We start from the raw sequence: 335 nt of genomic DNA, 5'->3' as shown, positions 1-335 counted from the left end.
TGGAACAGCCAGCACCAGATCACCCGCTACAGCGACAACCTCGGCCAGACCTGGCTGTTCGAGTGGAACGACGAACGCCAGATGCTCAGCGCCACCGATCCGCAAGGTGGGCGCTATGCATACAGTTATGACGAGGCCGGCAACCTGATCGGCGAAACCGATCCGTTGGGCCGCAGCGATTCGACATTATGGCTGGAACACTGGGCCCTGCCGCTGGTAGACACCGACGCCGCTGGCCACAGCTGGAAATACCGCTACGACCCGCGCGGCAACTGCATCGCCGAAACCGATCCGCTGGGGCATGTCACCCGCTACCGCTACGACGCCCACGGCCA

1 protein-coding gene is annotated in these 335 nt (G+C 63.6%); it reads left to right on the top strand.

From position 1 onward, the window contains the following. A partial coding sequence (locus tag AC6CIA_RS26450) for a hypothetical protein (RefSeq protein WP_498316110.1) occupies positions 1 to 335 on the top strand: 335 nt, incomplete at both ends.

The organism is Pseudomonas sp. GQ91, assembly GCF_059758795.1.
This window is presented reverse-complemented; position numbering and strand designations above follow the sequence as displayed.